Source organism: Haloarchaeobius amylolyticus (genome assembly GCF_042678045.1).
Lineage (GTDB): Archaea > Halobacteriota > Halobacteria > Halobacteriales > Natrialbaceae > Natrinema > Natrinema amylolyticus_A.
Genome location: NZ_JBHUDI010000011.1, coordinates 434,371 through 459,321, shown reverse-complemented (window position 1 = coordinate 459,321; position 24,951 = coordinate 434,371). Strand labels below are relative to the sequence as shown.

The window sequence follows — 24,951 nt, the reverse complement described above, 5'->3', positions numbered from 1 at the left end:
AATAGCGGTTCGAGAACCGTATCGTATCGGGTGGCGAGTACCAGGCTTCTGAGAGATCGTCGGCGCTCCGCAGGCCGTTCCTTACCAGGCCGACCAGGCACTGCTTTGCTCGTCGTAGGCGTAGACGCGCTTGATGTCCTTTGCGAAGGCAGTATCGCCCGGCTCCTCGAAGCGGTCCCGCCGGTAGCCCGACGCATCGCTGCGAACGACGAAAGCGTCGATCTCGAACTCGTCGTCGCCGAAGGTCTCGACCGTGCCGACCTCGAACTCGTAATCGCCGGGGACGTGGACCGTAATACTCCGGCTGTCGTCGCGCGAGCCGTCCTGTGGGTGGACGGTGACATTGACCGCCACGTTGTCGACCTCGCGCGTCCAGACGGTCTCGATTTCGTCGGCAGGTGCCTCGTCGACGCGCTTCTGATCGTCGAGTTCGACGCTCGTGACCCGAACCGTCGAGAGCACTTCCTCGGTCTCGAGGATGAACTCGTCGCCGACTTCGACGGGCTCGTCTTCGGGTGCGGTGACGTTCGCCGTGAACGATTCGCCGCCCTGAGAGACGACCACGTCGAGGGTGACCTCGCGTTCGGTGTCGGGCTGGATCTTGTGGACGTGACTACACTCGCTGCAGCGAACGGTCAAGGTGCCGCCGCCCGTCGTGAGTACCTCGTGGACCGTCTCGAGGTCCGGCGAGCAGGAAGGACAGGGGGTCGGAACCCGATCCGGTGTATCGCTCATAGCCCGTCGTAGATCCTACGTACTGAAAAGGCGATTGAACCCGTCGTCCCCGCCGTGGCACTAGTTGCCCTGAATCGCGTCGATAACCATCGCGGCGGCCACGACGGGCTCTTTCGGGACGGAACTGGCGTCATCGATGGTGATCTCGTAGCGGTCCCGAAGCGAGAGGAGTTTGCCGCCGATGGTCCCGACGTGAGCGCCGTTGCGATCCGTGATCTCGTACTTGTGTGGGATCCAGCCCCCGAAGGGGACGACGTTTCTGGCCAGCGTCACGACGGCACCGCGGGAGGTGATCTCGGCCAGTGTCTCCTCGGTGGTCGCGTCGCGGATCGTCCACGTATCCTGGAAAATCGAGTAGTCGTTGTCCAGGATGACGAGATCCTCTCCGGTCTGGGCGTCCGAGAGGACGTAGTTCCCCGCGACGTCGATGATGCCGCCGGCTTTCACCGTGAACACCTCGGTACCGTTGCCATCGACGAAGGGGAACTCCTCTTTCAGTTTGAAGAGCTTCTGTTTTCCTCTGAGGACGACGTTTCCGTCGGCATCGAGCGCTCTGTACTTGTTCCGGATCAGCCCCTGTTCGACCGTGTACCGATCGTCGGTGAGCTCGATCCCCTGAATATCGTACGCTCGAGTGTCGCTCATCGGTCTCGAACAGAAGGCATCGACACTTGAAACCACGAGATCCGTACAGATCGCTCGGTGATTTAACCAGCGGAGGGGGTGGGTATCAGTCGTCTGCAACCGGCAGGTCGACGGGCTCGCCATCCGCGAGAACGGTCGGCTCGCGAATGATGCCGTCGAGGTGGATCGGCGCGTCAGTCTCGCCGCCGATACCCGCATCGTCGCCGATCGCGATGTGGACCGTGCCGCCGGCTTTCTCGTCTAGGAGCACCGAGCCGACCAGCTCCGTGACGGCGACGTTGGTCCCGATGCCCAGTTCCGCGAGGTTGTAGGCGGCGTCACCAACCTCGTCGGCCGCGTTCGCGACCGTCTCACGGATCTCGTCGTCCGAGATGTGGGTGACGAGGCCGTCCTCGACCTCGAAGGTGAGCCGCTGGCCCTCCTCGAGCAACCCGTGTGGCCGCATCGTCCCGTCGACGACGAACGTCCCGTCCGCGGTGGTAGGGCTGATGAACACCTCGCCGGCTGGCAGGTTCGACATCTCGCCGGGGTCGTGGACGATCCCGGTGTCGGCGAGCCACTCGCGGTCGGCGACGCCGAAGGTAATGTCGGTGCCGGCGTCGGTTGTGACGCGGATCTCGTCGGCGTCGGTGACCTGTTCGCGGACCGCCTCGCAGTGAGTCGCGATCGACTCGTAGTCGGCGTCGAGCCCGGTCGTGAAGACGTCGTCCGTGATGCCAGGAAGCGTTGCGACCCGCGCCCCGGCTTCGTTGGCGTCGGTCCGGGCGCGAGTGTGGCTCAGGCTCTTGGTCGTCGGCGCGAGCACGACATCGGCACCGGCCATCGCCGCCGCCACCGGCGCAGGGGGTTCGCTGCCGTGGGTCTCGCCCGGCGGATAGCGGACGATCACGGCGTCGTCGGTGATCTCGCTCGCTACTTCGTAGAGCGCCTCACCGATCGGAACCCGTTCGTCGTCGGTGACGATCGCACACGACTCCTCGGCCTCGAGACCCAGACACTGGCGGACGGCTGTCTCCGCCGCGGGTCGAAGTGCTGTCATAGGAGAGTGTGTGGCGAGCGGGCCGATATGTCTTGCCCTCATACGGTCTGCTGTCCCGATGGACCGGTGGGACCGCAGGACGATCGCGGGTGCACCGACAATGACGTACAGTAGCCCGTATCAGTCGCGCTTGCGGCGTCTCGAGCAATGTGAACAGGTCCCGATATCGGCCTCGAGAGCGAGCGAGAACTCCGATACGAGTAAGAATCGACCGCGAGTCCTCGAAACGATTATCCCGCTCGGTGGTCCACTCCCGGGTATATGCTACAGGTCGCCATCAACGGCTACGGTACGATCGGCAAACGCGTCGCGGACGCCGTCCGCCAGCAACCCGACATGGAAGTACTGGGCGTCGCGAAGACGCGTCCGAACTTCGAGGCCGAAACAGCGATCGACAAGGGTTTCTCGCTCTACGCGGCCGTCGAGGAGCGCGAACACCTGTTCGAGGAAGCCGGTCTCGAGATCGCGGGACCGGTCGAGGACCTCGTCGACGAGGCCGACGTGGTCGTCGACGCCACGCCGTCGGGGATCGGCGCCCAGAACAAGGAACTGTACGAGGAGTACGACACCCCCGCACTCTATCAGGGTGGCGAGGACGCCGACCTCGTCGACGTGAGCTTCAACGCGCGCTCGAACTTCGCCGAGGCCGCCGACGCCGACCACGTCCGCGTCGTCTCCTGTAACACGACCGGGCTCTCCCGGGTCATCGCACCCCTGCGCGAAACCTACGGCGTCGAGAAGGTCCGCGCGACGCTGGTCCGTCGTGGCGGCGATCCCGGCCAGACCGACCGCGGCCCGATCAACGACATCCTGCCGAACCCGGTGACCATTCCGTCACACCACGGCCCCGACGTCGAGACCATCTTCGACGATCTGGACATCGACACGCTTGGGATGAAGGTGCCCGCGACGCAGATGCACATGCACAGCCTGAACGTCACGCTCGAGGAGGAAGTCGACGCGGCGGACGTCCGCGAACTCTTCGAAGACGAGTCGCGACTGTTCCTGATCCCCGAACGGATGAACATCGACGGCAGCGGGAAACTCAAGGAGTACGCCCTCGACGCGGGCCGGCCACGTGGCGACCTCTGGGAGAACTGCATCTGGGAGGAGTCGATCTCGACCGTCGGGACGGACCTCTATCTCTTCCAGGGGATCCACCAGGAAAGCGACGTCGTCCCCGAGAACGTCGACGCGATCCGTGCCATCACCGGCAGCGCCGACGCCGAAGAGAGCATCGAGACGACCAACGAGGCGCTCGGCATCGGGCTGTAGGCGCTTTCGGTCTCAAATCGACGGACTGAGTTATAGCAACGACAGAAAGTTTTTGCCATCCGGTACCCTAGACCTCCCCATGCGCCGAGACGACCGCGACGACCCCTTCGACGACCTGTTTCGCGAGATCGAACGGATGATGAACGAGATGATGAACAGCGCGGACGCCAACGTGAACTTCGACTCCTCGAGTAACGTCGACAACGGCTTCGGGATGGACACCCACGTCGACATCCACGAGACCGACGAGGAGATCCGCGTCGTCGCCGACCTCCCCGGCGTCGAGAAGGACAACATCGACCTCGAGTGTGACGGCAAGACCCTGACTATCTCCGCCGAGAGCGAACACCGCCAGTACGACGAACGCGTCTCCCTGCCGACCCGCGTCAACGAACACACCGCCGCCGCGACCTACAACAACGGCGTCCTCGAGGTCGTCTTCGATCGCGCGGAGAACTCCTCGGATATCAGCCTCGAGTAACCGGGCCGTCGCGGTCGAAAAACTGCTTTTTGTGTTGTGACACGAGCCTCAAAAACGGTGCCATCGGGTCGACGTAAGCGGCTATCGCTGTAAGACTCATACGGACTCCTGGAAGTCATTTCCGGTGGGACTGCCCACCCACTGCGGTCCCATTGGGACATCGTGACAGCAGACCGTATTAGTTCACGCCACGAGTTTTGCACCCGCCCAGCCGAATGCCATACCGACCAGTGCGACACCACCGAGCAACAGCGTGGCGTTTGCCACCCCGTTCGACACGAGTATCGGTATTCGTCCGATGGCAAGCGTCAGCAGCGTCATCCCGATGAGGCCAACGATTCCTCCAACTGCCGCAACGGTCGGTGGATCTACCGACGCTGTCGAGTCGGTCCCGGCGGTCGTGTTCGTCGAAGTCGTCGATGATACCGAACTCGCGTCTGCCGTCGCAGACTCCGAACTCGCCGATTCAGCCACCGTCTCGCTCTCGGTGGACGACGGCGTCGCGTCGTCTGCAGTCGAATCGACGGATGACTCAGGATTCGGGTCAGCTTCCGTCAGCACGTCGTCGCCGTCCGTCCCCTCCTCCGAATCCGTTTCGTCATCCGTGCCGGGAGTTGGCTCGACCTCGAGTGTCGGTTCCGTCAGTTCCGAGACCGTGACATCCGTCACAGTTGCAGGACGGTCCGCCAGCCACTGCCGTCCCTCCGCGACGTCGTCGGTGATCAGGCGATCGATGTCGTCTTCGACCTGTTCCATGACGCTGTCGACAGCCATCTTTGCGATGACCGACTCGGGATAGACGATCACGAGGGCGTCGAGACCTGCGTCGTCCGCCTGACTTGCCCACTCGGTGATCGACCACAGTTTGTCCTCGTCGCTGATCGGCCCCTGATCGCGCGCATCAGCATACATTTTGTTGGCGCCGGTCGCCTCGAGCAACTCGATACAGAGACGCATGTGTGCCCGGAAGCTCTCGCTGCTCGCGAATCCATGCCATCGGAGCAAGACGGCATCGAGTTCGTCGTCCCACCCGACAGTTCCGACATCCGTTCGACGATAAATATCCTCTTGAACGGGAGTCATATCGACTAATAAATATCCATCATAAATATATCTACTCAAAGTAACCGAAAGCAACAGCAGAAAAATAGCTGACTGCGGAGGGATAGATTATGTCAACAGTTTTCTATCAAACCTATATCAGCGGAAGATTGATAGTAAACGTATTTGATATAGCGAATATGGATACTGTACTCGAAGGCGAAACCGCAGTGATCACGGGCGCTGCAAGTGGGATCGGTCGCGCAATCGCAACGACGTTTGCAACAGCAGGCGCGGACGTCGTCGTTGCAGACCTCCGCGAAGAGCCACGCCAGGGCGGCGTCCCGACCCACGAGCGGATCATCGAGGAGACCGACGCCGACGCGACCTACGTCGAGTGCGATGTCACCGACCGAGACGCACTCGAGGCGGCGATCGACGCTGCAGACGAGTTCGGGGGCCTCAGCGTGATGGTGAACAACGCGGGCGTGTTCGGCCCGATGGGTTCGATCACGGAGATTTCCGTCGAAGACTACCGCGACCTGATGGCGATCAACCTCGATAGCGTCTTCGTCGGCTCGAAACTCGCCGCCGAGTCACTCATCGAGCAGGGAGAGGGCGGAGCGATCGTGAACATTTCGAGTCTCGCCGGGCTCCAGGGATACGGCGAAATCGCACCCTACTGTACGGCGAAAGCCGGGGTCCGAAACCTCACCTACTCGCTTGCGGAGGATCTCGGTCCACACGGCATCCGGGTCAACGCCATCCACCCTGGAGAGGTCGAGACGGCGCTGACGACAGAGGACTTCCCGATCGTCGGCACCGAGCAAGAGGAGATGCTCAAACAGATGATCCCACTGCAAAAGCTCGCACAGCCGGAGGACGTCGCTAACGCGGCACTCTTCCTCGCAAGCGATCTGGCTGGTCACATCACCGCCGAATCGCTGCTCGTCGACGGTGGCACGCGAAACACCAGCTAATCTCTCAGACGGACTCCTGTCAGTGGGTGCTGGCACATCCGAAAGACCGGGTCGCGGGTGCGCCGGCACATCGTGACAGCAGACCGTATCACTCACACCGAGCACGTATCGCCGCCGCCAACCGGTCGTAGAAGTCCGGCTCGTACTTCGTCGCCGCGTCAATCGTTGGTCTGGCGTTCGTCTCGTTGACCACCAGTCGATCGTCCGTCTTGAGCAGATCCACGCCCAGAAACGGGATCTCGAGTTCGGCGGCGATCGATTCGGCGAGGTCACGCCAGGTCTCGGGGAGGTCGACGCCCGTCGCCTCCGCGCCGCGGTGGACGTTGTGTTTCCACTGGCCCTCACTGACTGCGTCGTCGGGCAGTCGGCGTTCGACCGCGCCGACGTACTCGCCCTCGAGGACCATCACGCGGTAGTCAGTTGCCCCGGGCAGGTACTCCTGGACCAGAAACGACCGGTCGCCGGTCGCCCGATAATCGTGAACCAGCGAGAGGTAGTCACAGATACCCAGAAAGGAATCGAGGTCGTGGGCCTTCGCGACGCCGACGCCCCGCGTCGTCGAGTTCGGCTTGACGACTACCGGTGGCTCGAAGCGCTCGAAGACCTCGACCAGCTCGACCTCCGAGACATCGTTCGAGACGTACACGGAGTCGGGCACTGGGATGTCTGCTCGCTCGAGGCGAGCCAGCACCTCGGCTTTGTTCCGCGAGGTCAGCACGGCCTCGTGGTCGTTGAGCCACGGGACCTCGAGCACAGCGTCGGCGACCCCACCCTCCATGAGCCGACCGGGATAGACGAAGCCAACGTCGTAGTCGTCGGGCTCCCATGGCGGGTCGCCGAGTGCGACCGTCCGTTCGCGTACGGGCACGTGATGAACCTGTATGCCTCGCTCGGCCAGCGGCTCACGCATCCGCCGGAACGTCTCCTGATCGTTTGCGACCGCGAGATCGATCATACGCGGTAGTCGGGAGTAGATGGGCAAAAAGGTGCTCGAGACTCGAATCCCGAATACGAACTCCGATGGCCAGGAGTGCGTCTCTCGCGATGCTCGAGACGCACGACCCAACGGAAGAGCACGCTCTTCCGAGCATCGCGGACGCTCAGCGTCCGCTCAACGGGGGAGGGCAGGCGCTTACAGCGGGCAGGCGCTTACAGCGGGCAGGCGCTTACAGCGTTACGACCGCGAGCGAAGCCGTGCGCGGCGAAACGCGCCGCGAACAGTCGAGCGGCCGACGGCCGTGAGACGGGCTGAGCGAGCAGGCCGACGACTGATATGACCGAGTGACAATCGGGAGCGAGGGAGCGGAAGGAGGAGTGCTTTTGGTCCAGCTTTTACCGAGTGACAGCGCGTCGTGCAGCAGCAACGCTGCTGTCGACGCGAAACGAACGTAGTGTAAAAGGTGGTTTTACGCGATCAGTTGCTCTTCGCCCTTCTCGACGACGACACGGCACGGCGGCGAGATCTTGTTGTAGGCACGGCGGAGGGCGTCCTTGGCGAAGTCGGCGTCGTCGACGTCACACCAGATGGTGAAGATGCGCTCGCCAGCGTCGATGCGGGCGGCGGTGCCGACGATCTTCCCGAAGGCCTGGCGCATCCCGTCGGAAACACGGTCTGCACCCGCACCCGTCGCCTGCTTGTTCTCCCGGATAACGTGGTGGGGGAACTTGCGCAGGATCATCTTGTAGTTGCCCTCGCCGGCGTTTTTGAGCATGTGGCGGTTCGCCGAGAGGCGCGAGGCCTCGAGAGATCCGTGGCGGATCTGGACCTCTTCTTCGGTGACGAGGCTGATCTGGACGGGGTAGTCCTCGGCGTCTGCCGAGGTGTCGCCCATGGTGTGCTGTGCGATCTTCGAGCCCGGGATGCCAGTGATGTATTCGCGGCGCGTATAGGCCGGCTTACTGATCTCCCGGTACATGGAGGCAGGCTTGTCTGACATGGTTGTGGTTACTTGTGAAAACGGAGGCCCACCGCGCGGATAAAGGCTTCGAAGCGCCGCGTCGGGCGGTCCAAGGATAGCCCCGCCCTAGACCTGAACCGAGTCGGCCGTAACGTACTCGGCATCGAGCTGCTCGACGAGTCCCTGACTCGCAAGCGAGTTGATGACGCTCAGGATCGCCAGTTTCGGGAGTCCCAGTGACTGATGGAGATCGGTCGCGGTCGCGCCCTCGGACGCCTCGAGGTAGAAGTAGACGAGTTTCGCCTGCGCGGAATCGAGTTCGGACGGGATGCCAGCCGGATCGGTGTCGTGGGTTAGTTCCATCATCGTACTAACATAATCCACGAACTTCCGTATAAATCTATGGGGTAGAAAATATATGGTGGTTAGTAGATATTAGGATGGTTATATCTATCAAAGGTGCATGGTCACAGGAGACATGATCAGTGCTACCACTACAGAGGGGAGAAGGATCTGAGTGAGCGCTGCTTGCTCGAGCACTGGCTGTAGGCGGGTGCTGTGGTGTCGGTTCGACGGCGTGTTTAAGGGTTCGCCGCCGCAAGAGAAGTGTATGAGAAGCTTCCGGATCGGGTCCCTGTTCGGTATCCCGATCAAGTTGGATTTGACGTTCCTACTGGTGCTCCCGCTGTTCGCGTACATCATCGGCGCACAGATCGGGGACGTCGCAGGACTGCTGAACGACGGACTCGCGGCGGGGATCGATATCGGTGCGATCAGCGCCGGCCCGATGCCGTGGATTCTCGGGCTAGCTGCGGCAGTCGGTCTGTTCGTCGGCGTCGTGCTTCACGAACTCGGGCACTCGCTGACCGCCCAGCGGTTCGGCTTTCCGATCGACTCGATCACACTCTGGCTGTTCGGCGGCATCGCCGCTTTCTCCGAGATGCCTGAAGACTGGCGCCAAGAGCTGACTATCGCCGTCGCCGGGCCGATCGTCAGTATCCTGGTCGGCGTCGGCTCCTACGCGCTCTTTTCGGTGATCCCCACGACCCTCAGCGGCGCACGGTTCGTCCTCGGCTACCTGGCGGTTCTCAACGTCGCGCTCGCCTTCTTCAACATGATTCCAGCGTTCCCGATGGACGGCGGCCGGGTACTGCGAGCGCTACTGGCTCGCAACCAACCATACGCACGGGCGACCCAGCAAGCCGCCAGCATCGGCAAGCTGTTTGCCATCGCCATGGGCCTGTTCGGCCTCCTCTCGTTCAACATCATCCTCATCGGCGTCGCCTTCTTCGTCTTTATCGCTGCCTCGGGCGAGGCCCAGCAGGTGACGATGAAAGCCGCCTTCCAGGACATCACCGTCAGCGACATTATGACGCCGGTGAGCGATCTCCACACCGTCAAACCCGGCACAACGATCGCGGAGCTGATCCAGCGGATGTTTACCGAACGCCACACGGGGTATCCGGTCGTCGAGAACGACGCGTTCGACGGCGAGCGCCTCGTCGGTCTCGTGACCCTGAGCGATGCACGCGCAGTCGAGCCGGTCGAGCGCGATGCGTACACCGTCGAGGACGTGATGACGACGGACCTGGAGACGATCACGCCCGATTCGGACGCGATGACGGCCATCGAGCGGATGCAAAAACACGATATCGGCCGCCTGCTCGTCGTCGAGGACGACAATCTCGTGGGGCTGATCTCGCGGACCGACGTGATGACTGCCCTCGACATCGTCCAGCAAAGCGGTGCCGTCGCCTTCTCCGGGCGACCGGGAGCCGCCGACTGAGACGGGCTGCTATCAGTATCGTAGCTACTGAAAGTCACTGTACACCTGATCGCACGAGGGCTGTGCGATCAGTGTGTGAATCGTTTCAGTTGTTACTATAGTTCTCGGCGCACCCGCATGACGGGTCGCGGGTGCGCCGACACTGACTGAGAGACGTCCGTATGAGACAGTCTGTGGACCCGGACTCGAGTTACTCGCCGATCGCACGCGAACAGTCGCCGGCGGCAGGAAACGTCGTGGTGTGAACACCACGGTGACACGCAACCGGTAGCGTGAATCGAGTCAACACACGTGTTGCAGCGAGGAATACTGCGAACAAACGGTTTAACCGTAGCCGGGGCTGACCCTGTATCGATGCCACCGGCCATCGAGACCGTCGATCTCGTCAAAGAGTATGGGGAGTTACGCGCCCTCCAGGAACTGTCGCTGACGGTCGAGGAAGGCGAGTTCTTCGGCCTCCTCGGCCCCAACGGGGCGGGGAAGACGACCTTTATCAACACGCTAGTCGGACTGGTTCGCAAGACCGGCGGCGAGGCACGCGTCTTCGGCTACGACGTCGAGGACGACTACCAGCAGGCCCGGGATGCGATCGGGGTGGCTCCCCAGGAGTTCAACGTCGATCGCTTCTTTCCGATCAAGGAAGTGCTGATGCACAAAGCCGGCTACCACGGGATTCCCGAGGACGAGGCCGCCGAACGGGCCGACGAAGTGCTCAAACGCGTCGGGATCTACGACAAGCGCAACGAACGGTTCGACTGGCTCTCCGGCGGGATGAAACGCCGCCTGTTGCTCGCTCGCGCCCTCGTTACCGACCCCGATCTGTTGATTCTGGACGAACCGACCGCCGGCGTCGACGTCCAGCTTCGTCACGACCTCTGGGAGCTCGTGACCGAACTCAACGAGGAGGGGACGACGATCCTGCTGACCACCCACTACATCGAGGAGGCCGAACGCCTCTGTGATCGCGTCGCGATCATGAACGAGGGTCGGAAAGTAACCGTCGCGACCCCGGACGAACTGAAAGGACGCGGGACGGACACGGTCGCCGTCGGCCTCGAGTCCACACCGACCAGCGCACCCGAACTCGGTCCCTACGCACACGAGACGACGGTGTCCGGAGACCGGCTCGAGGTCCGCGTCGACGACGGCGGGTCGATCGCCCCGCGCTTGCTCAACGACCTCGAAGCGAGAGGGTACGAGATTGCCGACCTCGAGATCACCCGGACCTCGCTCGAGGAGATCTTCGTCGATCTGACCGAACGAGAGGATCGATCCGTAACCCGCTCGACGGCCGAGAGCGCGAGCGGCAGTGATGAGCCCGAAACGAGCGAGACGGACAGCCCATCGAAGCGAGAACAGGAGGGGGTCGCCTGATGCTCTCGGTCGGTTTCCGTGCGCTCTTCCGGCGCGAGGTGCTGCGGTTCGTCCGCCGTCCCAAGAACACGTTCATGCCGCCGGCGATCACGAACGTGCTCTACTTCTCCGTTTTCGGTGTGATTCTGGGCAATCGGATCGACGAGATCGCCGGTTTTCCCTACATCCTCTTCATCGTGCCCGGCCTCATCGTACTGGGTGCGATCTCGAACGCCTTCGAGAACGCCTCGTTCTCGATCTTCCACGGCCGCTGGAACGAGTACATTCACGAGACGCTGACCTCGCCGCTGTCCTACGGCGAGATGGTCGTCGCCTACGTCGGTGCCAGCGCGGTGCGGGGGATCATCGTCGGCCTCATCATCGCCGCGGTCGGCCGCGCCTTTACCGCGATCTCGGTCGAGCACCCACTCTACCTGCTCGTCACGCTGGTCGTCATCACGGCGTTGTTCGCCGGCTTCGGGATCATCGGCGGCCTAGTCGCACGGGACTTCGACGATCTGACCGTGATGAACCAGTTCATCATCCGGCCGCTGGTCTTCTTCGGCGCGGTGTTCTACTCCCTCGAGACCCTGCCGGGAATCTGGCAGCAGGTCTCGTTGCTGAACCCGATGGTGTTGATGGTCGACAGCGTCCGATACGGCTTCCTCGGCTACTCGGATCTGGTGCAGGTCGCACCGGCCAGCTACGAGGGAATCATGCCGCTCGTGTCGCTCGCTGTGCTGGCTGTGCTTACCGTGGTCGTCGTGGGAATCGACGTCTACCTGTTCAAGACCGGCTACGGGCTGACCGACTGATATAATAGCACTGCACACTCGATCGCACGATGGCCCTGCGTCGGTGTCTGGTACGGCCTGCTGTCCCGATGTCCCGGCGAATCCGCAGGACGGGTCGCGGATGCGCCGGACATGACCGACAGTAGTTCGTATGAAGCGCGGCCTCGGAATGGAACGTAATCGTTTTGGCTACCATTGCGCCTGTGTCTCATATGGACACGGAACAGGACGTCCTCGAGGAGTTGCTCGCCGGGAACCAGCGCCACGTTGCCGGCCTCGCAGACGACCACTTCGCCGACGTACAGGACGGTCAACAGCCTGACGTCGTCTCGGTTTGCTGTTCGGACTCGCGCGTTCCGCAGGTCGGCATGTGGGACGCCGACGAGCCCGGGACGATCTTTACACCCAGTAACATCGGCAATCAGGTCTGGGACGAGGTCGACGGCGACCTGATCGTCAACGGCGGGATGCTGTATCCGATCGCACACACCGACACCGAGGTCGCGGTCGTCGTCGGCCACACCGGCTGTGGTGCCGTCACCGCCGCCTACCAGGTCGCAACCGGCGGTGATATGCCCGGCCCACAGGGGGTCGACAAGTGGGTCGACTTGCTCGTGCCGGTCGTCGAAGAGGCCATCGAGAGTGGCCAGATCGACACCGACGCGGACGACGAGACGGTCATCAATCAGCTCGTCGAGTACAACGTCGACACGCAAGTCCAGTTCCTGCGCGAGGCCGCGGACGTCCCCGACGACGTCGCCGTCTACGGCTTCGTCTACGATTTCCAGGGGATCTACGGCGACGACGGCGGCCGCACCTATCTCGTCAACTACGACGGCGAGACGGACCCGGACGCGATCGTTGAACGGGTTCCCGACGAGTACGCGGACGCGGTTCGTCGCCTGCTCGCATAGACAGCACAGCAGGCGACGACGCCACACGCCGGCGTCTCTCCCGAACCGAACGTCGGTACCGTTTTGCTGGTCGCGTCGAAATGACGGCATATGCGAGAGTACCTCGAGTCGGATCTCGGCTTCTACTACGCCGTCGGGGCCTTCATCATCGCAGTATTTGTAATCGGGATGGCGGCGGTTGCCATCATCGACCCCGACGGCGTCGGCACCGTCGAACTCGTCGGGCTCGCGGGCGGGTTCTTCGTGTTCATGCTGGTGTATTTCGTCTCGATTTCGATCCAGCGACTCGAAGACGGTGAGAACGTCTGACTCACTCGGCAGAATCGCCGAATCGCCGATCGAGAAGCTCTCTCCCGCCCGTCTTCTCGATGCGAGTCGAGTCGGAGGGTTTATCAGTCCCCGGCCGTTCTCTTTAGAAGCAATGGCGAAAGGAACCGTTGATTTCTTCAACGACACTGGCGGCTACGGATTCATCGAGACTGAGGACGCGGACGACGACGTTTTCTTCCACATGGAAGACATCGGCGGCCCGGACCTAGAAGAAGGTCAGGAGCTCGAGTTCGACATCGAGCAGGCCCCTAAGGGCCCGCGCGCGACGAACGTCGAGCGCCTGTAAGGCGGATTCGTACGGTATCGACTCTTGACTGCAGTATTTTACACCGCTGAGCGACAGCGCCGTCGTCGGTGACGACACGCCACGAGATCGCCGAGCGGTTAGCATATCGACACGATGGTGGGAGAGGCCAGCAACAGGTCGTCTATGACGATCCTGGCAACGATGGGACCCATCGAGTTCGTCATCTTGCTGTTCAACCTCGTCGTCTGTGGATCCATCAGCGGGCTGTGGTATCTCCTCTCGAGGTTTCGACGACTGCTGTCGTAACCTGCAGCCAGCGACCCGGACGATTTTGTGGCTCCGGCACCGATTCGAGGTATGACCGATCCAGTCCTGCGACGGAGCGACGAGATCGAGTACGAGCCGGTCGACGCCGCCGACGGCCTCGAGAAGGGCGTTCTGCTCAACGACGACCACGGCGCGCCGAACTTCGCGATCCGGCGGTTCGTCCTCGAGGCCGGCGGGGAAGTGCCGAAACACACCAACGAGGTCGAACACGAACAGTACGTCCTCGAGGGAGAGTACACGGTAGGCATCAGCGATGCGCCGGAGGCGCATCGAGCAGACGGCGAAGCCGTCGACGGCGACGAAACCTACGAGGTCGAGGCTGGTGACTCGCTTTTCATTCCCGCCGGGACGGTCCACTGGTACCGCAACGACGGCGACGAGCCGGGCGCGTTCATCTGTGCGGTGCCCCACGGCGACGACGAGATCGAGTTGCTCGAGTAACCCGTTCTCGCGTCTCGCGACCACTGTCGGCACGTCTGACAATCGCAACGTCTAAACGTCTTTTAGGACTACCTAAACCAGATGGCAGAAGCGCAGTCGATCAGCGGGCAGGCGTCCGCCCAGGAGCGTGAGGGGCGAGGCGGATGGGTGACGGGGCGGCTCGTCCTCTTTTGTCTCGCGAGCATGGCCGTCACGGTCGTCGCCGGGCTCGTCCAGGTGAGCTTCGGAGAGTACTCGATGACGATCCGCGAGGCCTGGCGCACGGTGTTCGATCCCGACGTGCTGTTCAACCTCTACACCTGGTCGGCGTTCCTGTTCGGGACGGAACTGCCGGAGATGAGTACCGCGAGCATCGTCGTCTGGAACCTCCGGCTGCCGCGGGTGTTCGTCGGGGTCATCGCCGGTGCGACGCTTGCGATCTCGGGAGCGATCTTCCAGGCCGTAACGCGCAACGAACTGGCGAGTCCGTTCGTACTCGGTGTCAGCTCCGGCGCGGGATTCGCCGTCCTGGCGACACTGGTCGTCTTCAGCGGCCTCTCGCCGTTTCTGCCGCTGATCGCCGCGCTGGGCGGGACGGTCGCGTTCGTGGTCGTCTATACGATCGCCTGGAAGGGCGGGACGAGCCCTGTCCGGCTCGTGCTCGCGGGCGTGATCGTCAATATGGTCTTCCAGTCGCTTCAGCAGGGACTGTTCTTCTTCGCGGACGATCTGGGCGTCGTCCAGACGGCGGTCGCCTGGCTCACCGGTTCGCTGACGGGCACCGGTTGGGACGAAGTCCGAATCGCGATCGTCCCGGCGATCGTTTCGATCGCGATCGCCGTCGCCGGCGCACGGCAGCTGAACGTGCTTCTGCTTGGCGAACGCACCGCACAGTCGCTCGGGATGCGCGTCGAGCGCGTCCGATTTTTTCTCTCGGCGGTCGCGATTCTGGCCGCCAGCGTCGCGATCGCCGTCGCGGGTATCGTCAGCTTCTTCGGCCTCGTCGTCCCGCACATCGTTCGGAACACGGTCGGTGGCGACTACCGGCGGCTAATGGTCGGCTGTCTCTTCGCCGGCCCCGCACTGTTGGTCACCGCCGACGTCGGCGCACGGCTCGCGTTGAGCGGCACACAGTTGCCCGTCGGCGTCGTGACCGGCCTGCTCGGCGGTCCGTACTTCCTCTATCTGATGCGCAAACAGCAGTCGATGGGTGAGTTATAATGGCACGCACACGGCAGGATACGACCCGCGAACGGGACCGGATCACCGACGGCGACGGCGTCGCCGTCGAGAGCGCACTGATCGGCGACGACCTCGAGCTCAGTTACCCAACGACCGACGAGACCATCGTTGACTGTGCACGCATCGACATCCCTGAAGAAGCAGTGACCGCGCTCGTGGGGCCGAACGGCAGCGGGAAGAGTACGCTCCTGAAGGCGCTCTCGAACCATCTCGAGCCAGCAACGGGAACGGTCGAAATCCACGGAGAGCCCCTCGAGTCGTTCAGCCAGAAGGAACTGGCCCGCGAACTCGGCGTACTCTCGCAGGAAAACGACTCGCTGGGCTCGATTACCGTCGAAGATCTCGTCTATCACGGGCGCTATCCGCATCGAAGTTTCTTCGAGAGCGTCAGCGACGAGGACCACGACGCGGTCGAGCGCGCGATCGAACTGGCGGGGATCGACGACCTCCGCGAGACCGAACTCGGCCAGCTCAGCGGCGGTCAGAAGCAACTGGCCTGGATCGCGATGGTGCTGGCACAGGATACGGACGTACTGTTGCTCGACGAGCCGACGACCTACCTCGACGTCCACCACCAGTTCCGCGTCCTCGAGACGATCCGCCAGTTGAACGAAGAGCGAGGCGTCACCGTCGCCGTGATCCTCCACGACATCTCGCAGGCGGCCCGGTTCGCGGACTATCTGATCGCTATGCAAGACGGCGAACTCTACGACTGGGGGCCGCCCGAGGAGGTCGTGACCGAGCAGTTGCTCGCCGACGTGTTCGGCGTCGAGGCGGCCGTCGAGTACGAGCCCGAACTGCAGATCTTGCCGAAGCGGGCGCTGCCGGACCGGCGGACGTGACGCCGTTCATCGAGACGTAACGAGGCGGCGGCCAACGGGAACGGAGGGCGGTTGCCAGGCTCTAGACGACCGCGATATCCGATGGCGAAAGGGTAGCTTCGGAAGGCTTTTACTATTTTAGGTCAGCCTAAAAATTGATGAGTGACGAACGGACGTGGACGAGACGGAACGTGCTTCGAACGGGTGGAGCGATCGCCGGCGTGAGTTCGCTCGCCGGCTGTCTCGATTCCCTCGGCGGATCCGAGAGCGAGATCGAATACACGGTGTCGATGCCGCCGGTCGGCGAGGTCGGATTCCCGAGTGTGCCGGAGACGTGGGCCGCCAACAACGGGAGCTGGGCCGATATGGGGATCGCGCTGGGTCAGGAGCCACCCGAGGCGGTGTATCTCACCAGCCGGTACCACACGCAGTACTACGACGAGATTCCGGACGTGAGCGTCGACAAAAGCGACATGGACGCGCTCTGGGGGGACGGAAACCTGAGCCCGGAGGAGTTCATGTCGCTGAGCGAGGACGTCGACCTATTCGTCATGGATCCGAACTTCATCGTCGGGAGAGCCGACGGCTGGGACCAGGAGGACATCGACCGGGTCGAGTCGACCGGGACTCCCTTCTTCGGAAACAGCATCTTCTCGCGGGGCTACGGCTGGCACGACTACGAGTATCTCACGCTGCTGGAAGCGTTCGAGAAGCTCTCGCAGGTCTTCCAGGAAGAGGACCGCTACGAGGCCTTCGTCGATCTCCACGAGCGGTTCCAGTCGAACGTCGCGGATATCGTGCCGCCGGAAGCGGAGCGACCGGACGTTGCGATCATGTGGGCGACCGAAGAACTGGATTCGTTTTCACCGTACCTGATCGACGAGTCGACGAGTTTCAAGCAGTGGCGCGACCTCGAGGTTACCGACGCGTTCGCCAACACGGACGTGCGAGACTTCCACAGCGACCGCGGCGCGGTCGACTACGAAACGCTCCTCGATATCGACCCCGAGGTACTCCTGTTCCGCGGGCTGGAAAACAAGACCGCACAGGAGTTCCAGAGCGATATCGTCTCTAAACTGGAAGCGGATGACACTGCCCAGAAGCTGACTGCCGTCCAGAACGGCGACGTCTACCGCGGCGGCCCGCTCTATCAGGGGCCGATCACGAACCTCGTCGTCACCCAGCGGGCGGCCGAACAGCTCTACGACGTCGACGAACAGCTATACGACCCGCAGGAAGTCGGTGATATCGTCAACGGCAACCTGTAGTCGTCGGCCGGAGCCAGTGGTTTCCGACACCTCGAGTGGCCACCCGGAGTCACGCCGATCTGGCGACCGTCACGCAGCTACTGCGGCTCCGACCAGTCGAACGCCGATCCGCGGGTCGATCCGTTCGGGTCGACCTCGTAGTCGTCGGCCGCGGGCAGTTCGCGCCCGGTCCGGCCCGCGTCATCGACCGCCACGGCTTCAGCCGGCTCGGCCGAGACCTGGAACGACGACAGCGCCTCCGAGAGGTCCCGTGCTCGCTCGGACAGCGACGTGGCGGTGTGTGAGACCTCGACGAGTGAGGAGGTCTGTTCTTCGGCGGCCGCAGCAACCGTCTCCGCTTCGGCGCTGGTCTCCTCGCTGATCGCCGCGACGTCGTCGGTCATCGTCACGATCTCCTGTGTCGCGCCCGCCTGCTGTTGGGTCGCCGCCGAGATTTCCTGAACGCCGTCGTTCGTCTCCGCGGCGAACGAGGAGATCTCCTCGAGCGACGCGACCGTCGTCTCCACTGCGCTGCGGTGGTCGGCGATGCACTCGTCGGTTTCCCGGACGACGGCTGCGACCTGGTCGGTCTGCTCGCTGACACGCTCGAGACGGTCCTCGATGTCGATCGCCGCCTCCTGCGTGTCCTCGGCGAGAGACTTGACTTGCTCGGCGACCGCGGTAAACTGAGCATCGTCCGAACTCGAGCGGGCGGCCTCGATGCTGGCGTTGAGCGCGAGCATGTTCGTCTCCTTCGTGACGTCAGCGATGAACTCGAGTTCGTCACCGGTCTGTGCATAGATCGTGCCGCCGAACGCTCCCACGATGAGGGGGATGACAGCGAGTGCGGCGAGAAACCGAAGCGCATAGCGGCGGCGAACGACCGGGATGTACTCCCACGGATTCAAGCCCATATGGAACTGGGACTCGACGCACCTGGTATGTAACTCGCTAAGAATCATATGTAATACTATAGATCACTCGTCGATCAGATACAATAGCCACAGCGGGGTCGAGATTTCCGCCGGTGGGCAAACGAGACGAGAGCGAGGTCGACAGCGTGGGTCCGGCCCACTCGAGCCAGTCCGAACCGCTGAAATACCGCCACGCCCTACTCGCGTCCGTGTCGAAGCAGGTCCAGCAGGTCGATACGATCTTCTGTCACGAAACCGGCGACGACTACCTGATCGTCGTCGAACGTGACGGCAAACGGCTGTTCAGAGCGAAACTCGGACTCTCAGAAACCTCCGCCGGCCCCCGCCCCGCGAAGTTCCGGCTCAAACAGGGCTCGAGCGAAGAGCCTCGCCAGCCCGACGAGTTCATCGAACTCGCCCGGCGAGCGGCACGGATCCGCATCTCCGAGCAGACCTCACCCGACGGCCGGCGCGAGCTCACCGAGATGCTTTCGGGCTACCAGCTCGAGGACAAGGCCAAGGCCGTCCGGACCTGTCGGTACTGTGCCTCCGCGGGCCGGTACTCGCCGATCACCACCGACACTGCAGTCAAAGACGACAACGACTGGATCTGTCGGGACTGTGCTCGCCAGGAACTCGAGCGCCAGCTCTCCTTTTCGGGCAGCGGTGCGGTCACCGGCGCAGCCAAAGAGCGCCTCGAGGAACTCATGCTCGAGGTCCAGGACTTAGAGCGGATCGTCAACCTGCTCAAGGGCCAGCTCGATCCGGATCTGACGAAGTTCGATACGATTTCGGCGACGACCGACGAGGTCGACCCCGTTCGAGTCGATTCGCTGAACCTCCATCCCGGCTTGCAGGGCCTGCTCGAGGACCGGTTCGAGACCCTGTTGCCAGTCCAGAGTCTCGCGGTCGAGAACGGCCTCTTCGACGGCGACGACCAGATGGTCGTCTCGGCGACGGCGACCGGGAAGACCCTCGTCGGGGAGATGGCCGGCATCAACCGCGTGCTCAACGGCAAGGGCACGATGCTCTTTCTCGTGCCGCTGGTGGCCCTGGCAAACCAGAAGTACGAGGACTTCCAGGACGAGTACGGCCACCTCGTCGACGTCTCCATTCGCGTGGGCGCGAGCCGGATCGCCGACAACGGCAACCAGTTCGATCCCAACGCCGACGTCATCGTCGGCACCTACGAGGGGATCGACCACGCCCTGCGGACGGGCAAGGACATGGGCGACATCGGAACCGTCGTCATCGACGAGGTTCACACCCTCAAAGAAGAAGAGCGGGGCCACCGGCTGGACGGGCTCATCTCGCGGCTCAAGTACACCTGCGAGCAACGCGCGAAGCGTCGCGACGACTATGGGGGTGCGCAGTGGATCTATCTCTCGGCGACCGTCGGCAACCCAGACCAGCTCGCGGGTGCGCTCGAGTCGACACTCATCGAGTTCGAGGAGCGCCCGGTCCCGATCGAACGCCACGTCACCTTCGCAGACGGCCAGGAGAAAGTCCGCATCGAGAACAAGCTCGTCAAACGCGCGTTCGATACCGAGTCCTCCAAAGGCTATCGCGGGCAGACGATCATCTTCACCAACTCCCGGCGACGGTGTCACGAGATCTCACGGAAACTCGAGTACTCTGCCGCACCCTACCACGCCGGCCTCGATTACAAACGCCGCAAGGAGGTCGAACGCAAGTTCGGCGAGCAGGAACTCTCGGCAGTCGTCACGACTGCTGCACTCGCAGCGGGGGTCGACTTCCCAGCCTCACAGGTAATCTTCGACTCGCTGGCGATGGGTATCGAGTGGCTCTCCGTCCAGGAGTTCCACCAGATGCTCGGCCGCGCGGGTCGACCCGACTACCACGACAAGGGGACGGTGTACGTCCTCGTCGAACCCGACTGCGCCTACCACAACTCCATGGAGATGTCCGAGGACGAAGTCGCCTTCAAACTCCTCAAAGGCGAGATGGAGTCGGTGATGACCCACTACGACGAGGCCGCCGCAGTCGAGGAGACGCTGGCGAACGTCACCGTTGGCGGCAAGGCCGCAAAGGCGCTCAACGACCGCATGATCGGCGACGTCCCCACGAAACACGCCATCGGCAAACTGCTACAGTACGAGTTCATCGACGGCTTCGAACCCACGCCGCTCGGTCGCGTGGTCACGGAACACTTCCTCGAGCCCGGACAGGCGTTTACCCTCCTCGATGGCATCCGGAAGGACGCCCACCCCTACGAGCTCGTCGCGGACATCGAACTGCGCGACGAGGATCGCTGATCGGACCAGCCGCGGTCGGTACGCGCGGAGCCCGGCCACAATCGTTTTACGCCCGCGTTTCAGCGGCCAGAAGCATAAAGGAGACGAGCGCGCAATCGACAGCCAGCACGGGGCTGCCCCGACGCTGTCACTATGGACTCTACGGACAACTGTCAGTCAGTTCCGGTGCAACCGCCGGACGGTCGCGATTGCACCGGGAAATCGGTACAGCAGGCCGTGCCGACGACGCCAGCCGCAGTCGACCCTCCGGCACTCGTCCTGCTCGTTCACGCAAGCGACACAGTGCCCGACGCATGCGAGGAGTTGTGCGGCGGTGAGACGGCACATCTCTCGGTTACCTTTGCCGACGAGGAGCCGTCCTGCCCCACGGAAGAGGAGATCAGCGGCCGATTCGGCCAGCTCACGATCGGGAACGTCCTCGCCGACGACTCGGCGCCGGATTTCACTCAGTCAGTCGTCACCGAGACGGTGCCTGATCCGACCGATCTCACCGCGATCGGCATCGCAGTGAGCCGCTTTTGCAAACACTGGGGCGACACAGACGAGGGCCTGACAGTCTGTTTCGATTCGCTCGACGCCCTGCTCCGGCACACGCCACCGGCGGACGTCTTCCAGTTCACACACGTCCTCGCGAACCGATTCGCGAGCGTCGATGCCCACGCCCACGTTCACTTCGATCCGACACACCACGAGGACCGTGTCGTTTCGGCGTTCAGTGTGCTCTTCGACGCCGTCGTCGCCGCCGACTGCGACGAGCCACTCCCGGAAGCGACCGACGAGGATGTCGCCTCGATGCTGGCCGAGTGGACGGACACAGCGCTGATCGATAGCGAGCAGGATGCGATCTCCGAAGCGACCGACGAGGAGATCGAGCGACTGCTCGGTGACTGATACGGTCTGCTGTTAGTCAGTTCCGGTGGGCCCGCAGGACGGGTCGCGGGTGCACCGGGAACTCGGAACAGCAGACCGTATGTCTCGCCGGTCACGGAACGAACGCGATCCCGAACAGCGACAGCGCAAGCACGAGCACCGAGCCTGGAACGCCGCCGATTGCGACGATCACGATCGTCAGCGGCGACACTGCCACCGTGACGCCGAAGACGACCTGAGCGAGATACAACACCACGAGCCCACCGACCGTGTTGATAATGAACGGCCTGGCAACCGCAACGAGCTGTGCCGCCGCAAGAACGAGGAGCAAGACGAGGATCAAAAGCAGCAACTCGAGCCCGGTCATAGAGGCGCTATCACGCCATCGGGCAAAACCGTTCTGTCGGTTCCCGATGACTGTCTCGAGGGAAAGAGCGGACGCCTCGAGCGTGGCGGCTCACACGGCGACGGCCAGCAGGATAACGAAACGCTTTATGGTGTGGGGGCGATATCGAGATGTACGGGATCGTGGGTTAGCTTGGTATACTTCGGGCCTTGGGTGCCCGTGACCCCGGTTCAAATCCGGGCGATCCCATTCGCTTTCGTCACGAACGACACCGCAAGTGGCGGCTCTATACTCACCCGATCTTCTTTCGCGGCGCGAATCCGTGACCGACAGCTACTGAGACGATGCTGACGAGCGACAGTACTGATCAACCAGCGGCATCAGAACCGAAGGAAGAGAACTGAACTATGAGTTCGGGGTGTGAGGTGTTCTGAGGGAAGCAATCATCAGGATCCACACGGAGTACGATCGTACAACCATGGTGAGTACCCACACGGAGTACGATCAGACTGACCACAGTGAGGACCGGATGATGGACCGATCATCTTGATATTCGTTGGGATCACCTCGATTCTACGTAGTGGGGTGCGAACAATGAAGCCTTCCGTGGAAGCAATAGTACTGCCCTGTCGAACAGCGGAGACCACTGGCGGCAATAAACTCGTGTTATCGTCAATGCACCCAGTCGCGGTTGCACAAGCCACGAATGCATCGTCGGTTGCCACCCTGAATCCGCTCGCGTTCGATGGCGGCTCGCTGACTGCTCGCAGTGATCGACGCTGCGAGCGGTTCACTTCCGTCCCGGTTTACAACCATTTATACCCGATGGCAGCCCTAGAACGGTGCAATGGCGCAAGCGGGCAACTCAGAACTCGTCGACTCCTTCGAGCAGTTCTTCCGCAACTACTACGACAACGAGATCAAGCAGCTTGCGCAGCGGTATCCCAACGAGCAGCGGTCGCTGCACGTCGACTGGCAGGATCTCTATCGATTCGATCCCGACCTCGCGGACGACTTCATCGCCCAGCCCGAACAGCTCCAGCGCTATGCCGAGGAGGCGATACGGCTGTACGACCTCCCGATCGACGTCAGCCTCGGGCAGGCACACGTCCGGATCCGAAACCTTCCCGAGACGGAGTCACCCGAGATCCGGGAAATCCGCGCGCGGGACATGAATTCCCTCGTGCAGGTCCACGGGATCGTCCGCAAAGCCACCGACGTCCGCCCCAAAATCGAGGAGGCTGCCTTCGAGTGCCAGCTCTGTGGCACCCTCACGCGCGTCCCCCAATCCAGCGGCGACTTCCAGGAACCCCACGAGTGTCAGGGCTGTGAACGACAGGGCCCCTTCCGCATCAACTTCGACCAATCCGAATTCGTCGACTCCCAGAAGCTGCGCATCCAGGAAAGTCCCGAAGGACTACGCGGCGGCGAAACCCCCCAGTCGCTCGACGTCCACGTCGAAGACGACATCACCGGCGAGGTCACCCCCGGCGACCACGTCTCGGCGACGGGTGTCCTTCGTCTCGAGCAACAGGGCGACAACCAGGACAAATCGCCAGTCTTCGACTTTTACATGGAGGGAATGTCCGTCGACATCGACGAAGAACAGTTCGAGGACATGGACATCACCGACGAGGACAAGAAGCAGATCTACGAGATCTCCAACCGTGACGATGTCTACGAGAAGATGATCGCCTCCATTGCGCCCTCCATCTACGGCTACGAGCAGGAGAAACTCGCGATGATCCTGCAGTTGTTCTCGGGCGTGACCAAGCAGTTACCCGACGGGTCGCGGATTCGGGGCGACTTGCACATGCTGCTGATCGGTGATCCGGGTACCGGGAAGAGTCAGATGCTAGGGTATATTCAAAATATTGCACCTCGGTCGGTTTATACCTCTGGCAAGGGCTCGTCCTCGGCTGGCCTCACAGCCGCCGCCGTCCGCGACGACTTCGGGGACGGCCAGCAGTGGACACTCGAGGCCGGCGCGCTCGTCCTCGCCGACCAGGGAATCGCGGCAGTCGACGAGCTCGATAAGATGCGATCGGAAGACAGGAGTGCCATGCACGAGGCCTTAGAGCAACAGAAGATCTCCGTCTCGAAGGCCGGTATCAACGCGACGCTCAAATCGCGCTGTTCGCTGCTGGGTGCCGCGAACCCCAAGTACGGCCGCTTCGATCAGTACGAACCGATCGGCGAGCAGATCGACCTCGAGCCGGCGCTCATCTCGCGGTTCGACCTCATTTTCACGGTCACCGACCAGCCAGACGAGGAGAAAGACCGGAATCTCGCAGAACACATCCTCACGACCAACTACGCGGGGGAGTTGACCACCCAGCAAGCGGAGATGACCTCCCTCGAGGTCAGCGACGACGAGATCGAGGAGATGACCGAGCAGGTCGATCCCGAGATCGACGCCGAACTCCTGCGCAAGTACATCGCGTACGCCAAACAGAACTGTCATCCGCGGATGACCGACGAGGCCCAAGAAACGATTCGGGACTTCTACGTCGACCTGCGCTCGAAAGGAACTGACGAGGACGCTGCCGTCCCCGTCACGGCGCGGAAACTCGAGGCGCTGGTTCGACTTGCAGAGGCAAGCGCCCGTGTTCGGCTCTCGGACACGGTCGAGCAGAGCGATGCCGAACAGTCCGTCGAAATCGTTCGCTCCTGTCTGCAGGACATCGGCGTCGATCCCGAGACCGGCGAGTTCGACGCGGACATCGTCGAGGCCGGCACCTCGAAGTCCCAGCGCGATCGAATCAAGAACCTCAAGGGACTCATCAGCGACATCGAAGAGGAGTACGACGACGGCGCGCCGGTCGACATCGTCTTAGAACGGGCCCAAGAGGTCGGCATGGACCAGTCCAAGGCCGAACACGAGATCGACAAACTCAAACAGAAAGGCGAGGTCTACGAGCCGAGTACGGACACGCTCCGGACGACGTAACGCCAGGATAACGCTCGCTC

At 62.6% G+C, this 24,951-nt stretch carries 25 protein-coding genes, 1 tRNA gene and 1 pseudogene; 18 read left to right on the top strand and 9 right to left on the bottom strand.

The features are described from left to right. Positions 1-81: 81 nt before the first annotated feature. The 3 genes from ACFR99_RS18395 to ACFR99_RS18385 form a co-directional block, all read right to left on the bottom strand. On the bottom strand, positions 82-735 hold the full coding sequence (locus ACFR99_RS18395) for an HVO_0476 family zinc finger protein (protein WP_390290578.1): 654 nt from the start codon (positions 733-735) through the stop codon (positions 82-84). A 60-nt stretch (positions 736-795) separates the two neighbouring features. Next, positions 796-1,380 carry an LURP-one-related/scramblase family protein gene (locus ACFR99_RS18390; RefSeq protein WP_390290575.1) on the bottom strand — a complete coding sequence of 195 codons (585 nt, stop codon included), beginning with the start codon at positions 1,378-1,380 and terminating at the stop codon, positions 796-798. A gap of 85 nt (positions 1,381-1,465) precedes the next feature. Then, on the bottom strand, positions 1,466-2,419 hold the full coding sequence (locus ACFR99_RS18385) for an aminopeptidase (RefSeq protein WP_390290572.1): 954 nt from the start codon (positions 2,417-2,419) through the stop codon (positions 1,466-1,468). A 261-nt stretch (positions 2,420-2,680) separates the two neighbouring features. Between ACFR99_RS18385 and ACFR99_RS18380 the strand changes: the two genes are divergently transcribed. Both ACFR99_RS18380 and ACFR99_RS18375 read left to right on the top strand, forming a co-directional pair. Next, on the top strand, positions 2,681-3,694 hold the full coding sequence (locus tag ACFR99_RS18380) for a type II glyceraldehyde-3-phosphate dehydrogenase (protein ID WP_390290570.1): 1,014 nt from the start codon (positions 2,681-2,683) through the stop codon (positions 3,692-3,694). Positions 3,695-3,773: 79 nt separating this feature from the next. Beyond that, the gene (locus tag ACFR99_RS18375) at positions 3,774-4,175 is read left to right on the top strand and encodes an Hsp20/alpha crystallin family protein (protein WP_390290567.1); all 402 of its coding nucleotides are present in this window, start codon (positions 3,774-3,776) and stop codon (positions 4,173-4,175) included. Positions 4,176-4,358: 183 nt separating this feature from the next. Here the strand turns inward: ACFR99_RS18375 and ACFR99_RS18370 are convergent, their stop codons facing one another. Next, positions 4,359-5,258 (bottom strand): hypothetical protein, encoded by a 900-nt coding sequence (locus tag ACFR99_RS18370; RefSeq protein ID WP_390290564.1) that lies wholly within the window; start codon positions 5,256-5,258, stop codon positions 4,359-4,361. A gap of 158 nt (positions 5,259-5,416) precedes the next feature. On the opposite strand from ACFR99_RS18370, the gene ACFR99_RS18365 reads away from it, so the two are divergent. Then, positions 5,417-6,196 carry an SDR family oxidoreductase gene (locus ACFR99_RS18365; protein ID WP_390290561.1) on the top strand — a complete coding sequence of 260 codons (780 nt, stop codon included), beginning with the start codon at positions 5,417-5,419 and terminating at the stop codon, positions 6,194-6,196. Positions 6,197-6,284: 88 nt separating this feature from the next. Here the strand turns inward: ACFR99_RS18365 and ACFR99_RS18360 are convergent, their stop codons facing one another. From ACFR99_RS18360 to ACFR99_RS18350, 3 genes are all read right to left on the bottom strand, one after another. Then, positions 6,285-7,151, bottom strand: a complete 867-nt coding sequence (locus tag ACFR99_RS18360; protein ID WP_390290558.1) for an ATP-grasp domain-containing protein — start codon at positions 7,149-7,151, stop codon at positions 6,285-6,287. A gap of 451 nt (positions 7,152-7,602) precedes the next feature. Further along, on the bottom strand, positions 7,603-8,133 hold the full coding sequence (locus ACFR99_RS18355) for a 50S ribosomal protein L16 (RefSeq protein WP_390290556.1): 531 nt from the start codon (positions 8,131-8,133) through the stop codon (positions 7,603-7,605). An 87-nt stretch (positions 8,134-8,220) separates the two neighbouring features. Continuing rightward, positions 8,221-8,460, bottom strand: coding sequence for a helix-turn-helix domain-containing protein (locus ACFR99_RS18350; protein ID WP_390290553.1), 240 nt, complete (start codon positions 8,458-8,460; stop codon positions 8,221-8,223). Positions 8,461-8,704: 244 nt separating this feature from the next. On the opposite strand from ACFR99_RS18350, the gene ACFR99_RS18345 reads away from it, so the two are divergent. From ACFR99_RS18345 to ACFR99_RS18295, 11 genes are all read left to right on the top strand, one after another. Further along, positions 8,705-9,880 carry a CBS domain-containing protein gene (locus ACFR99_RS18345; protein ID WP_390290550.1) on the top strand — a complete coding sequence of 392 codons (1,176 nt, stop codon included), beginning with the start codon at positions 8,705-8,707 and terminating at the stop codon, positions 9,878-9,880. Between the two features lie 354 nt (positions 9,881-10,234). After that, entirely contained in the window at positions 10,235-11,254 is a 1,020-nt protein-coding gene (locus ACFR99_RS18340) for an ABC transporter ATP-binding protein (RefSeq protein ID WP_390290548.1), read from the top strand. Next, the gene (locus tag ACFR99_RS18335) at positions 11,254-12,048 is read left to right on the top strand and encodes an ABC transporter permease (protein WP_390290545.1); all 795 of its coding nucleotides are present in this window, start codon (positions 11,254-11,256) and stop codon (positions 12,046-12,048) included. The genes ACFR99_RS18340 and ACFR99_RS18335 overlap by 1 nt, the downstream gene beginning before the upstream one ends. 191 nt (positions 12,049-12,239) lie before the next feature. After that, positions 12,240-12,941 carry a carbonic anhydrase gene (locus ACFR99_RS18330; RefSeq protein WP_390290542.1) on the top strand — a complete coding sequence of 234 codons (702 nt, stop codon included), beginning with the start codon at positions 12,240-12,242 and terminating at the stop codon, positions 12,939-12,941. A 90-nt stretch (positions 12,942-13,031) separates the two neighbouring features. Continuing rightward, on the top strand, positions 13,032-13,250 hold the full coding sequence (locus tag ACFR99_RS18325) for a hypothetical protein (protein WP_390290541.1): 219 nt from the start codon (positions 13,032-13,034) through the stop codon (positions 13,248-13,250). A gap of 112 nt (positions 13,251-13,362) precedes the next feature. After that, positions 13,363-13,557 carry a cold-shock protein gene (locus tag ACFR99_RS18320; protein ID WP_005554588.1) on the top strand — a complete coding sequence of 65 codons (195 nt, stop codon included), beginning with the start codon at positions 13,363-13,365 and terminating at the stop codon, positions 13,555-13,557. 144 nt (positions 13,558-13,701) lie between these two features. Continuing rightward, positions 13,702-13,824 (top strand): hypothetical protein, encoded by a 123-nt coding sequence (locus ACFR99_RS18315; protein ID WP_390290536.1) that lies wholly within the window; start codon positions 13,702-13,704, stop codon positions 13,822-13,824. 51 nt (positions 13,825-13,875) lie between these two features. Further along, entirely contained in the window at positions 13,876-14,286 is a 411-nt protein-coding gene (locus ACFR99_RS18310; protein ID WP_390290534.1) for a cupin domain-containing protein, read from the top strand. A gap of 81 nt (positions 14,287-14,367) precedes the next feature. After that, positions 14,368-15,486: a FecCD family ABC transporter permease gene (locus ACFR99_RS18305; RefSeq protein WP_390290531.1), complete on the top strand. Its 1,119-nt coding sequence runs from the start codon at positions 14,368-14,370 to the stop codon at positions 15,484-15,486. Next, positions 15,486-16,349 carry an ABC transporter ATP-binding protein gene (locus ACFR99_RS18300; protein ID WP_390290528.1) on the top strand — a complete coding sequence of 288 codons (864 nt, stop codon included), beginning with the start codon at positions 15,486-15,488 and terminating at the stop codon, positions 16,347-16,349. The genes ACFR99_RS18305 and ACFR99_RS18300 overlap by 1 nt, the downstream gene beginning before the upstream one ends. A gap of 137 nt (positions 16,350-16,486) precedes the next feature. After that, on the top strand, positions 16,487-17,596 hold the full coding sequence (locus ACFR99_RS18295; protein WP_390290525.1) for an ABC transporter substrate-binding protein: 1,110 nt from the start codon (positions 16,487-16,489) through the stop codon (positions 17,594-17,596). A 77-nt stretch (positions 17,597-17,673) separates the two neighbouring features. Here the strand turns inward: ACFR99_RS18295 and ACFR99_RS18290 are convergent. Beyond that, positions 17,674-18,360, bottom strand: a pseudogene (locus tag ACFR99_RS18290) (methyl-accepting chemotaxis protein); the annotation flags it as partial. Positions 18,361-18,698: 338 nt separating this feature from the next. Here ACFR99_RS18290 and ACFR99_RS18285 point away from each other — a divergent pair. Both ACFR99_RS18285 and ACFR99_RS18280 read left to right on the top strand, forming a co-directional pair. Further along, positions 18,699-20,765 carry a DEAD/DEAH box helicase gene (locus ACFR99_RS18285; RefSeq protein ID WP_390291301.1) on the top strand — a complete coding sequence of 689 codons (2,067 nt, stop codon included), beginning with the start codon at positions 18,699-18,701 and terminating at the stop codon, positions 20,763-20,765. Positions 20,766-20,897: 132 nt separating this feature from the next. Beyond that, positions 20,898-21,656, top strand: coding sequence for a DUF7504 family protein (locus tag ACFR99_RS18280; RefSeq protein ID WP_390290523.1), 759 nt, complete (start codon positions 20,898-20,900; stop codon positions 21,654-21,656). Between the two features lie 91 nt (positions 21,657-21,747). Here ACFR99_RS18280 and ACFR99_RS18275 read toward each other — a convergent pair whose 3' ends face one another. After that, complete coding sequence (locus ACFR99_RS18275; protein WP_390290520.1) at positions 21,748-22,002, bottom strand: pro-sigmaK processing inhibitor BofA family protein; 255 nt, start codon at positions 22,000-22,002, stop codon at positions 21,748-21,750. Between the two features lie 155 nt (positions 22,003-22,157). Between ACFR99_RS18275 and ACFR99_RS18270 the strand changes: the two genes are divergently transcribed. Both ACFR99_RS18270 and ACFR99_RS18265 read left to right on the top strand, forming a co-directional pair. Next, positions 22,158-22,230, top strand: a tRNA-Pro gene (locus ACFR99_RS18270). A gap of 598 nt (positions 22,231-22,828) precedes the next feature. After that, positions 22,829-24,931 (top strand): minichromosome maintenance protein MCM, encoded by a 2,103-nt coding sequence (locus ACFR99_RS18265; RefSeq protein ID WP_390290517.1) that lies wholly within the window; start codon positions 22,829-22,831, stop codon positions 24,929-24,931. The last annotated feature ends 20 nt before the right edge of the window (positions 24,932-24,951 follow it).

Bases quoted from the DNA above. Each gene is read 5' to 3' on its own strand.
- ACFR99_RS18395 (WP_390290578.1), bottom strand. From the start codon at position 735: ATGAGCGATACACCGGATCGGGTTCCGACCCCCTGTCCTTCCTGCTCG.
- ACFR99_RS18390 (WP_390290575.1), bottom strand. From the start codon at position 1,380: ATGAGCGACACTCGAGCGTACGATATTCAGGGGATCGAGCTCACCGAC.
- ACFR99_RS18385 (WP_390290572.1), bottom strand. From the start codon at position 2,419: ATGACAGCACTTCGACCCGCGGCGGAGACAGCCGTCCGCCAGTGTCTG.
- ACFR99_RS18380 (WP_390290570.1), top strand. From the start codon at position 2,681: ATGCTACAGGTCGCCATCAACGGCTACGGTACGATCGGCAAACGCGTC.
- ACFR99_RS18375 (WP_390290567.1), top strand. From the start codon at position 3,774: ATGCGCCGAGACGACCGCGACGACCCCTTCGACGACCTGTTTCGCGAG.
- ACFR99_RS18370 (WP_390290564.1), bottom strand. From the start codon at position 5,258: ATGACTCCCGTTCAAGAGGATATTTATCGTCGAACGGATGTCGGAACT.
- ACFR99_RS18365 (WP_390290561.1), top strand. From the start codon at position 5,417: ATGGATACTGTACTCGAAGGCGAAACCGCAGTGATCACGGGCGCTGCA.
- ACFR99_RS18360 (WP_390290558.1), bottom strand. From the start codon at position 7,151: ATGATCGATCTCGCGGTCGCAAACGATCAGGAGACGTTCCGGCGGATG.
- ACFR99_RS18355 (WP_390290556.1), bottom strand. From the start codon at position 8,133: ATGTCAGACAAGCCTGCCTCCATGTACCGGGAGATCAGTAAGCCGGCC.
- ACFR99_RS18350 (WP_390290553.1), bottom strand. From the start codon at position 8,460: ATGATGGAACTAACCCACGACACCGATCCGGCTGGCATCCCGTCCGAA.
- ACFR99_RS18345 (WP_390290550.1), top strand. From the start codon at position 8,705: ATGAGAAGCTTCCGGATCGGGTCCCTGTTCGGTATCCCGATCAAGTTG.
- ACFR99_RS18340 (WP_390290548.1), top strand. From the start codon at position 10,235: ATGCCACCGGCCATCGAGACCGTCGATCTCGTCAAAGAGTATGGGGAG.
- ACFR99_RS18335 (WP_390290545.1), top strand. From the start codon at position 11,254: ATGCTCTCGGTCGGTTTCCGTGCGCTCTTCCGGCGCGAGGTGCTGCGG.
- ACFR99_RS18330 (WP_390290542.1), top strand. From the start codon at position 12,240: ATGGACACGGAACAGGACGTCCTCGAGGAGTTGCTCGCCGGGAACCAG.
- ACFR99_RS18325 (WP_390290541.1), top strand. From the start codon at position 13,032: ATGCGAGAGTACCTCGAGTCGGATCTCGGCTTCTACTACGCCGTCGGG.
- ACFR99_RS18320 (WP_005554588.1), top strand. From the start codon at position 13,363: ATGGCGAAAGGAACCGTTGATTTCTTCAACGACACTGGCGGCTACGGA.
- ACFR99_RS18315 (WP_390290536.1), top strand. From the start codon at position 13,702: ATGACGATCCTGGCAACGATGGGACCCATCGAGTTCGTCATCTTGCTG.
- ACFR99_RS18310 (WP_390290534.1), top strand. From the start codon at position 13,876: ATGACCGATCCAGTCCTGCGACGGAGCGACGAGATCGAGTACGAGCCG.
- ACFR99_RS18305 (WP_390290531.1), top strand. From the start codon at position 14,368: ATGGCAGAAGCGCAGTCGATCAGCGGGCAGGCGTCCGCCCAGGAGCGT.
- ACFR99_RS18300 (WP_390290528.1), top strand. From the start codon at position 15,486: ATGGCACGCACACGGCAGGATACGACCCGCGAACGGGACCGGATCACC.
- ACFR99_RS18295 (WP_390290525.1), top strand. From the start codon at position 16,487: ATGAGTGACGAACGGACGTGGACGAGACGGAACGTGCTTCGAACGGGT.
- ACFR99_RS18280 (WP_390290523.1), top strand. From the start codon at position 20,898: ATGGACTCTACGGACAACTGTCAGTCAGTTCCGGTGCAACCGCCGGAC.
- ACFR99_RS18275 (WP_390290520.1), bottom strand. From the start codon at position 22,002: ATGACCGGGCTCGAGTTGCTGCTTTTGATCCTCGTCTTGCTCCTCGTT.
- ACFR99_RS18265 (WP_390290517.1), top strand. From the start codon at position 22,829: ATGGCGCAAGCGGGCAACTCAGAACTCGTCGACTCCTTCGAGCAGTTC.